This window comes from Treponema sp. TIM-1, from assembly GCF_046533115.1.
Classification (GTDB): domain Bacteria; phylum Spirochaetota; class Spirochaetia; order Treponematales; family Breznakiellaceae; genus JAIRMO01.
The window spans coordinates 1-8,335 of record NZ_JAJQRC010000071.1 but is presented as its reverse complement, the minus strand read 5'-3'; the positions used below and the strand labels follow the sequence as shown (position 1 = coordinate 8,335).

The following is an 8,335-nucleotide window of genomic DNA, read 5'->3' as shown; positions in this document are numbered from 1 at the left end:
AGCAGGAATTGAACGAGCTCAGGACAGCCTTGAAGCAAGCCGAGACCTCCTTGATGAGCTTGGAACAATCCTGGGCAGCCTACAGGACCGGGGTGGAACTACGGATAGCCAGCCTTGAACGCCGGAGCCGGATTTACAAATACGGCTTTATCGCCGGCCTCATCCTGGCCCTTGGGGGATGGACTGCTTTTGCGATAACACGGTAGGACACATAATTAAGAATTTAACCACGAAGGCGCATAAGGCGAAGAAGGGGAGAAGAGTTAGGAGAGAGGAGTTAGGAGAGGAAGAGAATGCCCAAATGGCCTCTTACCACCCGGCTGTTTAGCCCCCGTGCCGGCGAAGCCCGGCGGGGAATTACACCCCGCTCACGACTCCGGAATCCCCCTGTGTAACAGACCGTTTACGGGCTGTTACCGCGGACACCACCGGTTAGCGCGTAGGCATAAGCCCCCACGACTGAGGCCTCTTCCCCCCCGCCCCCCCGGGAGTTTAGGTCCGTGCCGGCGAAGCCCGGCGGGAATTACCCCCTGCTCACGGAATCCCCTGTGTAACAGACCGTTTACGGGCTGTTACCACGGACACCACCGGTTAGCGCGTAGGCGTAAGCCCCCCCGACTGAGGCCTCTTCCCCCCGGCACTCCGGGAGTTTAGGTCCGTGCCGGCGAAGCCCGGCGGGGAATTACGCCCCGCTCACGGCTCTGGAATTCCCCGCGGTAACAGACCGGTTACGGGCTGTGGACGCGGACTCCACAGGTTAGTGAGCGGGGCGTAATTCCCCGCCGGGCTTGCCCCACCAAGCCTAAACCGTCGGAAAAGAGCTGTGGACGCGGACTCTACAGGTCAGCGGGCGGGGCGTAATTCCCCGCCGGGCTTCGCCGGGTCCAGCCCTAAACTCCCGGCCCCATTATAGGCTAAACCCCCAAACCCCGTATATAATCACTCCATGAGCCTTACATGGTTGCGGCCGGCCCTGGTTCTGGGCCTGTGTTTTTCAGCTTGTTCACCGGGGCAAAAGGAGCCGGTAGTTTCTCCGGACTTGCCGACAGAGGCCCTGCCCGAAGCCGGGGAAGACCCTGAGGCCGGGATTTCCGGGGCCCCGGCGGAGGATCCTTGTTTTCCGGCTTACCGGGAGCAAGCCCGTTCCCTGGCGGCGGCCCTGGACGACCGGAGCCTCGCCGCCCAGGTGATTATGACCGGAATAGACGGGAAGGGGACTTTGACCGCCCCCATGGAGGAGATCCTCCGGGAGGTTCCCGCCGGGGGAGCCATGCTTTTCCGGCGTAACCTTGATACGGATAAGCCGGGGATCCGTTCTTTTACGGCGGAGATCTCCCGGATTATAGGCGGAGGGACAGAGCTGGGAATAATTCCCTTTATCGCGGTGGATCATGAGGGCGGACAGGTTCACCGCTTTGGTCCCGAAGTGGGCCGCCTGCCCCCGCCCCTTTCCTACTGGGATCTGGCCCAGCGGGAAGGCCGGGATCAGGCCCTGGCCGCGGTTCGGGAAGATGCCCGGCAATCGGGCCGGGAATTGCGGGATCTGGGGATCACCCTGAATTTTGCCCCGGTGGCGGAGATCCTCACCGAGGGAAACCGCCCTTTTCTGGAGGACCGATCCTACGGGCCCGAAGGGGAATTTACCCAGGCCGCGGCGGCGGCCTTTATCCGGGGTATGGAGGAGGGGGGTATCCCCTGTGTGGTGAAGCATTTTCCGGGTAATACCGGCACGGATCCCCATAGGGGGCGTCCCCTCCTTACCCAGGATCGCCGGGCCCTGGACCGCTTGGCCCGTCCCTTTGCCGGCCTTATCCGGGAACTTTCCCTTCCCGGGGTCATGGTTTCCCATGTGCTGGTTCTGGCCAGGGACCCGGATCGGAACGCCAGCCTTTCTCCGGCGGTGATCCGGGATTGGCTCCGGGGGGAATTGGGCTTTTCCGGTATGGTTCTGGCGGATGATTTTTCAATGGAGGCCGCTTCGGGCCGTGGGGAGGAGGATGCCGCCGTGGAAGCCCTGGCCGCGGGGGCTGATATGGTCATGGCCTGGCCCGCCACCCTCCGGCGCACCCACCGGACCATCCTCCGGGCCCTGGAAGACGGCCGTCTTCCGCGGGAACGACTCCGGGAAGCGGTGGAACACATCCTTTTTCAAAAAATACGGTTTGGACTTTTCCTATGATACCGGAAACCACCCCAGGGGACGGGGCTACCCGTATCCTTTACCGGGACCCCCAATGCCTGGTCATCAATAAGCTCCCCGGGGAAGCGGTGGAAGGGGCGGCGCCGGGGATGGCGGATCTTCCCCGGCTGCTGGCGGCATACGCGGCCCCCGGCCCGGAAGGGCTTGCTATCCCGGTTGCAATAAACCGGCTGGATGTACCCGCTTCGGGATGTGCCCTTTTTGCCCGGACCCGCCGGGCCCTTTCCCGGCTCAACGCCGCCCTGGGGGAGGGCAAAATGGAGAAACGCTATTGGGTTATCGTGGAAAACCCCTCTACCCGGGAACTTCCCGAATCCGGGGAGTGGATCCACTGGCTGAGCCGGAACCCCCGGGCAAACAAAAGCCGGGCCTGGGCCGAAGACGGTCCGGGCCGTAAAAAGGGGATACTCCGGTACCGGATCAAAGGCCAAGGGGAACGATATGTTTTTTTGGAGATCGAACTGGCCACCGGCCGGCACCATCAAATCCGGGCGCAGCTCGCCGCCCAGGGGCTCTTTATCAAAGGGGACCTCAAATACGGCGCCCGGCGCAGCGAAAAGGGCGGCGGCATACGCCTTCACGCCCGGTCCCTCTGCTTCCCGGACCCCGCCAAACCGGAATCCCTTATCCGGGTTGTTGCCCCTCCCCCAATAAGGGACCGGCTTTGGCTGGATTTTGAGGCTAACCCCTAACAGGAGCGGTGAAAATGTATCTTTAACAGGCTTTACCTAATAGGATATACTAAGGATCAATCGGTGTACCGGAACAAGGAACTAATATGGCAATAATTGAAGGGTTCAAAATAAAGAATTACCGTTCTTTACGGAACATAGAAATCGGTAAAATGTGGAATACCCGCAATGAGCCGCTGACGCCCTTGACCGCGGTAATCGGAAAGAACGGCGTAGGAAAAAGCTCATTGTTTGACGCCTTTGGATTCCTCGCGGATTGCCTGCGCTATGGGGTTGAAGACGCCTGTGATATGGGGGGCAGGGGCGGTATTAAAAAGATCCGCTCCCTGGGTGTTTCGGAGCCGATAGAAATATCGGTATATTATCGTCAGGATGGTAACTCCCGTCCCATAACCTTTGAACTCGCGATTGATTCGGATCAGGACGGACGGCCCTATGTGAAAAGCGAACGCCTCAGACAAAGACGAAAGGGCCAGGATCGGGGTAGGCCTTTTTCATTTTTAATTCTTGAAAACGGTGAAGGATACGTGTGGAAAGGGGAAGCCAACGGCATTGTAGAACAGGAAGGGACTTCCATAAAAAACATACCAGAAACATCAGAAACCGAAAAGATAAAATTACAGGACCCTCGAAAACTTGGGCTCGCTACCCTTGGCGCCCTTGTACAACATCCGCGGATTTCGGCGTTTACCCAATTCATTGAGGGCTGGTATTTGAGTTACTTTTCTCCCGATGCAGCGAGAAGTCTTCCCCTGGCCGGTCCGCAGCGGCATCTTAATAAACATGGGGATAATCTGGGAAATGTGGTGCAATATCTGGAACGGGAGCATAAGGAAAAATTAAATTTAATATTGGCCAATATATCAAAAAAAATTCCGGGAATTCAGGTTATAAAAACGGAAAGAGCCCTGGATGACCGATTGCTTTTGTGTTTTAACGAAAAGGGTTTTATTGATCCCTTTTATGCGCAGCAAATGTCCGATGGAACCCTCAAATTATTTTCTTATTTGCTCCTTCTTTTTGATCCTAATCCGCCCCCCTTTATTTGTATTGAAGAGCCCGAAAACGGCTTATACCATAAACTGCTCGAAATATTCGCGGCGGAACTGCGGGAACACGCTACCGGAACCAAAGGAGGTTCAGGGGGAACGCAGATTTTTCTTACCACCCACCAACCCTACCTTATTGACGCCATGAAACCGGAGGAAGTCTGGATTTTGGAAAAACAGGATGACGGATTTTCAACCATATCAAGGGCCAGTGATAATGAGCTGATCCGTAACCTGGTTGATGAGGGACTGCTCCTGGGCAGTTTGTGGTACAGCGATTATATTGATGCAAGGACATAATATGCATTTTGAAATATTGGTGGAAGATGTATCGGGAAAAGAGTTATTGGAAATAATTGTCCCTAAAATTATAGATGTCGAATCCCATACGTATAAAATTATAGCGTATAAAGGCTGTGGGAGAATACCAAAGAATCTAAAAACTACTCAAGACCCATCCAAACGGATATTGTTGGAGCAGCTTCCCCGCCTGCTTGGGGGATATGGAAAAACCTATAACAAGCCGGGATATAACGCGGTGGTGATTGTGGTAGTTGACTGCGATGACCGGGATTGTAAAGAATTCAAACAGGATCTTAATCAAGTATTGGAGTCATGTAATCCGCGGCCCAACGCCTTTTTCAGAATAGCGGTAGAAGAAATAGAAGCGTGGCTTCTTGGGGATAAACAGGCGTTATGCTGGGCATATCCCCGGTACAATCAACAATTATACGCCGCATATGACCAGGACAGTATCATTGGGACCTGGGAAAAATTGGCGGATATTATTTTGCCCGATAGTTCAACGGAGTTGAAAAAAGCGGCCTATTTTGAAATAGGCTGGCAAAAAAGTGAATGGGCAAAAACCATCGGTAAACATATGAATGTCAAAAAAAATGACTCTCCCAGTTTTAATTGTTTTCGGAGAAAACTCGAAGAATTAAGCAATGCCCCGGCATGACTAACGTGCCGGAGCCTTCACCACGCTATATATACCGGCTTTGCAGACCCTTCAGCAGGGTAAAGGCCGGATCCGCCGTAAACCGCTGGGATTTGCCCTTTCCGGTACACACCAGTTCCGAACTTTCCCCTTCAATGGCCGTTATGCCCCGGTCAAGATCGGTCTCGTCATAGGGGGCAAAAAGGCTGCCGTAGCGGAGGGTTTTTGCTCCGTTCGCCGGAATAGTCACCGTGGTGGGAGCCCCCAGAAGGGTCTTTACCTGCCGGGAGTATTCCAGACCATAGGCATAGGCGGCCACCGAATTCTCCGTACCCAGACAATAGCTTAGATCCGTCCCGCCCTCATAGGCCGCCCAGGGGGTAAAGGGCCTGCCGCCGTACTGCATCCAGAGATCGTTAAAATAAAAAATGATATCATCCGCTCCCCGGGCCGCAGGACCGGTAAAAAAACAAATATAGGCCAGTTTTAACCCGGGGTTTACCAGCGCCGACCAGCCTAACCGGGCGGTGGAGGGGATGACCCCCGCTGCAAAGTCCGTATACCCGATAGGGCCGGGAACCAGGGAAATGTCCACAGTCCCTCCCCGAGCCAACGGAGCTTGTTCCAGGGTTTTAAATTCCGCCCCCAGGGCAAGCCTGGTGGTGGTGTCGAATTCTCCCCCCGCAGGCGGGGTCGCCCAGGCTTGAGCCGCTCCTGAAATGCGGCAGCCTGACTGGACCAGGGGCGGGCCCAGGATATTATGCTGACCCGTACAGATCGATATATCCCGATCTCCCCGGTTGTGTATGGTGAGGCTGGTATAATGTACGGGATGCTCCGGTATAACCGCGTCGAGTTTCTGAAAAAACAGGGGCAGGGCCTTATCAGGACTTTCCAGGGTGGAATGGGCCCAGGCCGCGCCGGATTCCTCGTCGATCCCGCTTTTTATAAATTTCCATTGAAGATTGGCGGTCCAGCCGTGGGGGGGCATATTCACCCCGTCCACTATATGGCCGGGACCAAAATTAGGGGCGCAGGGGAAATTCCCCGCCAGGTGGTACAACAAGTTGGCCTTCCAAAACCCCCCGTGTTCCGCATCATTAAAGGCCCTGCCCGATCCGGATCTGAACCAGGGGATCCAATGGGCGTTGATCCCTTCCTTGCCCCGGATACTCGATAATTCCGGGATCATCCCCCCCTGATCATTAATCAATACCTTGATGGAATCATGTTCCAGGAGGGTACTATTCCTGTCCCCATATTCGGTAATCCGGGATACCCCCCCGGTTATTCCGCCTGACGCCGCCATATAAAACCTCCTCGATTAATTATGAACAAGCGGTCAACCCATGGATCAGGCCGGCCCGCTTTTTTCCCTCAATTTATAACGGGCTTTTCTACCATTATATCCCGCGGCCCGCTGCGGCTGGAAACGCAGAAAATCAACCAGGGGTTTTTCCCAGGTATCGGCGGAATTTCCCGCTTCCAGAAAATAACGGTACAGGTCCAGAATATGGCCGCGGATTATGCCGGCATCCTCCGGGCCGGGATTTTTGGTTCCCCGGAAAAGCCGGGAAACCAAATCGGCCCCTTCCGTTTGCGGGAAAAGGACGGGATCAAAACAGGTCATGGCGTACATGGCCGCGGCAATGCAGTTGACACTGTGTTGTTTGACATAGAGGATGGCCTCGGTTATGTTCAGGGCGCCCCGGCGGATCTCCTCAATTTGCGGGGCAAACCGTTCCCCGTCTCCCCGGGCGCGGAGGATGGAACGGAATTGGGTATAGGCGGAGATAACCACCATCACATGGAGGCTGGGGATACACATCAGATGGGGGTCCACCGCATGGATGAGCAAAAACCTGGGATGGGCCAGATACCGGGGCCGTTTGGTGGTGGAAAGGTTTTTTGTGTAGGTTTCCGCCGCGAAGGCATAGAGCCGTCCTATGGTTTTGATAAAACCCAGGGCCGGTTTTATGCCCCGGCGCCGGTAATGGGTCCGAAAAAATCCCAGGATCCGTACCCAAAAGGCGATAAAATCCAGGTATATCCCTACCCAGGAAGGGGCAAAGGGTATTTTTTCGTCCAGGGGATGATCCACCGACGATACGGGAATACGGCCCGGAAACAACGCTGCCCGGAACTGACGGAAGAAAAAATTATAGAAGATCGATTTTATACAATCCAAACCGGCATACCTGAGACACGGAATAGAAAATACCCATAAAACGGTCATACCAATGGACTGATCAGCCACCAAATCCCTCACCGATGCTCCCTAAAAATGAAAATACCGAAGCTGTTTCAAAACAGCATATTTTGAAACAGCCTTATTTTATCATAAAAAAATGAAATTGCTACCCCATACCCTGAATTTAACCCTTGACTTAATCCAAACTTCATTGACTACAATCCAGGATAACCATTCATTCAAGGAGTTTGAGCCATGCGAAAGATCAATTTAGGAAAATCCGGCTTACCGGTTCCCACCATTGCGGTGGGGTGTATGCGGATCAATACCATCGAAAAAAAGGAAGCCGAAGGACTGGTAAAAACCGCCCTGGATTTGGGGGCCAATTTTTTTGACCACGCCGATGTATACGGCAATGGAGTCTGCGAATCGATTTTCGCGGACGTCATTGGGATGAACAGTTCCCTCCGGGAAAAGATCCTTATCCAGAGCAAATGCGGTATTGTTCCGGGCAAGATGTTTGATTTTTCCCGGGAACATATCCTGGAATCCGTGGAGGGCAGCCTAAAAAGGCTCAAAACCGACTATCTTGATGTCCTGCTCCTCCACCGTCCCGACGGATTGGTGGAACCCGAGGAAGTGGCCGAGGCCTTTGGGGCGCTCCATGCAGCGGGCAAGGTCCGGTATTTCGGGGTTTCCAATCAGAACCCCCGGCAGATCCAGTTACTGCAAAAATTCCTGCGGCAGCCCATTGTGGCCAACCAGCTCCAGCTCAGCATTACCAACGCTTCCATGATCACCGCGGGTTTCCATGTGAATATGTCGGACGATACCGCGGTGGGCCGGGACGGCGGCATCCTGGATTTTTGCCGGCTGGAGGACATCACCATACAGCCCTGGTCTCCCTTCCAATACGGCTTTTTCGAGGGGGTGTTTTTGGGCAGCCCCAAATTCCCCAAACTCAACGAAAAGATCAACGAAATCGCCAAAAAATATGCCGTATCCCCCACCGCCATTGCCCTGGCCTGGCTGCTCCGGCATCCCGCCCGTTTCCAGCCTGTTACCGGGACGATGAAGGCGGAACGGCTCAAGGAATGTGTAAAGGCCGCGGAGATCACCCTTTCCCGGGAGGAATGGTACGAGATCTTCCTCGCCGCGGGGTATGTCCTGCCCTAAGGAACTGTTCAAAAATAACTTGCCCAAAAGGGCAAGTTATTTCGTTATTGCGTAAGCAATTAGAATAAAATGCATCGCATTTTATTC

The 8,335-nt window shown here is 54.6% G+C and carries 8 protein-coding genes; 6 read left to right on the top strand and 2 right to left on the bottom strand.

What is annotated here, in order from left to right:
• The 5 genes from LQZ21_RS14630 to LQZ21_RS14610 all read left to right on the top strand — a co-directional run.
• Positions 1-206 (top strand): hypothetical protein (locus LQZ21_RS14630; protein WP_411045318.1); only part of this gene is annotated, 206 nt, incomplete at its 5' end.
• Positions 207-946: 740 nt separating this feature from the next.
• Positions 947-2,179: a glycoside hydrolase family 3 N-terminal domain-containing protein gene (locus LQZ21_RS14625; protein WP_411045317.1), complete on the top strand. Its 1,233-nt coding sequence runs from the start codon at positions 947-949 to the stop codon at positions 2,177-2,179.
• The gene (locus LQZ21_RS14620) at positions 2,176-2,892 is read left to right on the top strand and encodes an RluA family pseudouridine synthase (RefSeq protein WP_411045316.1); all 717 of its coding nucleotides are present in this window, start codon (positions 2,176-2,178) and stop codon (positions 2,890-2,892) included. The genes LQZ21_RS14625 and LQZ21_RS14620 overlap by 4 nt, the downstream gene beginning before the upstream one ends.
• A gap of 86 nt (positions 2,893-2,978) precedes the next feature.
• Positions 2,979-4,241, top strand: a complete 1,263-nt coding sequence (locus LQZ21_RS14615) for an AAA family ATPase (RefSeq protein ID WP_411045315.1) — start codon at positions 2,979-2,981, stop codon at positions 4,239-4,241.
• A 1-nt stretch (position 4,242) separates the two neighbouring features.
• A complete protein-coding gene (locus LQZ21_RS14610; protein WP_411045314.1) occupies positions 4,243-4,902 on the top strand; it encodes a DUF4276 family protein in 660 nt (219 codons plus the stop codon).
• Positions 4,903-4,927: 25 nt separating this feature from the next.
• On the opposite strand, the gene LQZ21_RS14605 is transcribed toward LQZ21_RS14610, so the two are convergent.
• Both LQZ21_RS14605 and LQZ21_RS14600 read right to left on the bottom strand, forming a co-directional pair.
• On the bottom strand, positions 4,928-6,190 hold the full coding sequence (locus LQZ21_RS14605) for a hypothetical protein (RefSeq protein ID WP_411045313.1): 1,263 nt from the start codon (positions 6,188-6,190) through the stop codon (positions 4,928-4,930).
• A 45-nt stretch (positions 6,191-6,235) separates the two neighbouring features.
• On the bottom strand, positions 6,236-7,069 hold the full coding sequence (locus LQZ21_RS14600) for a hypothetical protein (protein WP_411045312.1): 834 nt from the start codon (positions 7,067-7,069) through the stop codon (positions 6,236-6,238).
• 258 nt (positions 7,070-7,327) lie between these two features.
• On the opposite strand from LQZ21_RS14600, the gene LQZ21_RS14595 reads away from it, so the two are divergent.
• Entirely contained in the window at positions 7,328-8,248 is a 921-nt protein-coding gene (locus LQZ21_RS14595) for an aldo/keto reductase (protein ID WP_411045311.1), read from the top strand.
• Positions 8,249-8,335: the final 87 nt, after the last annotated feature.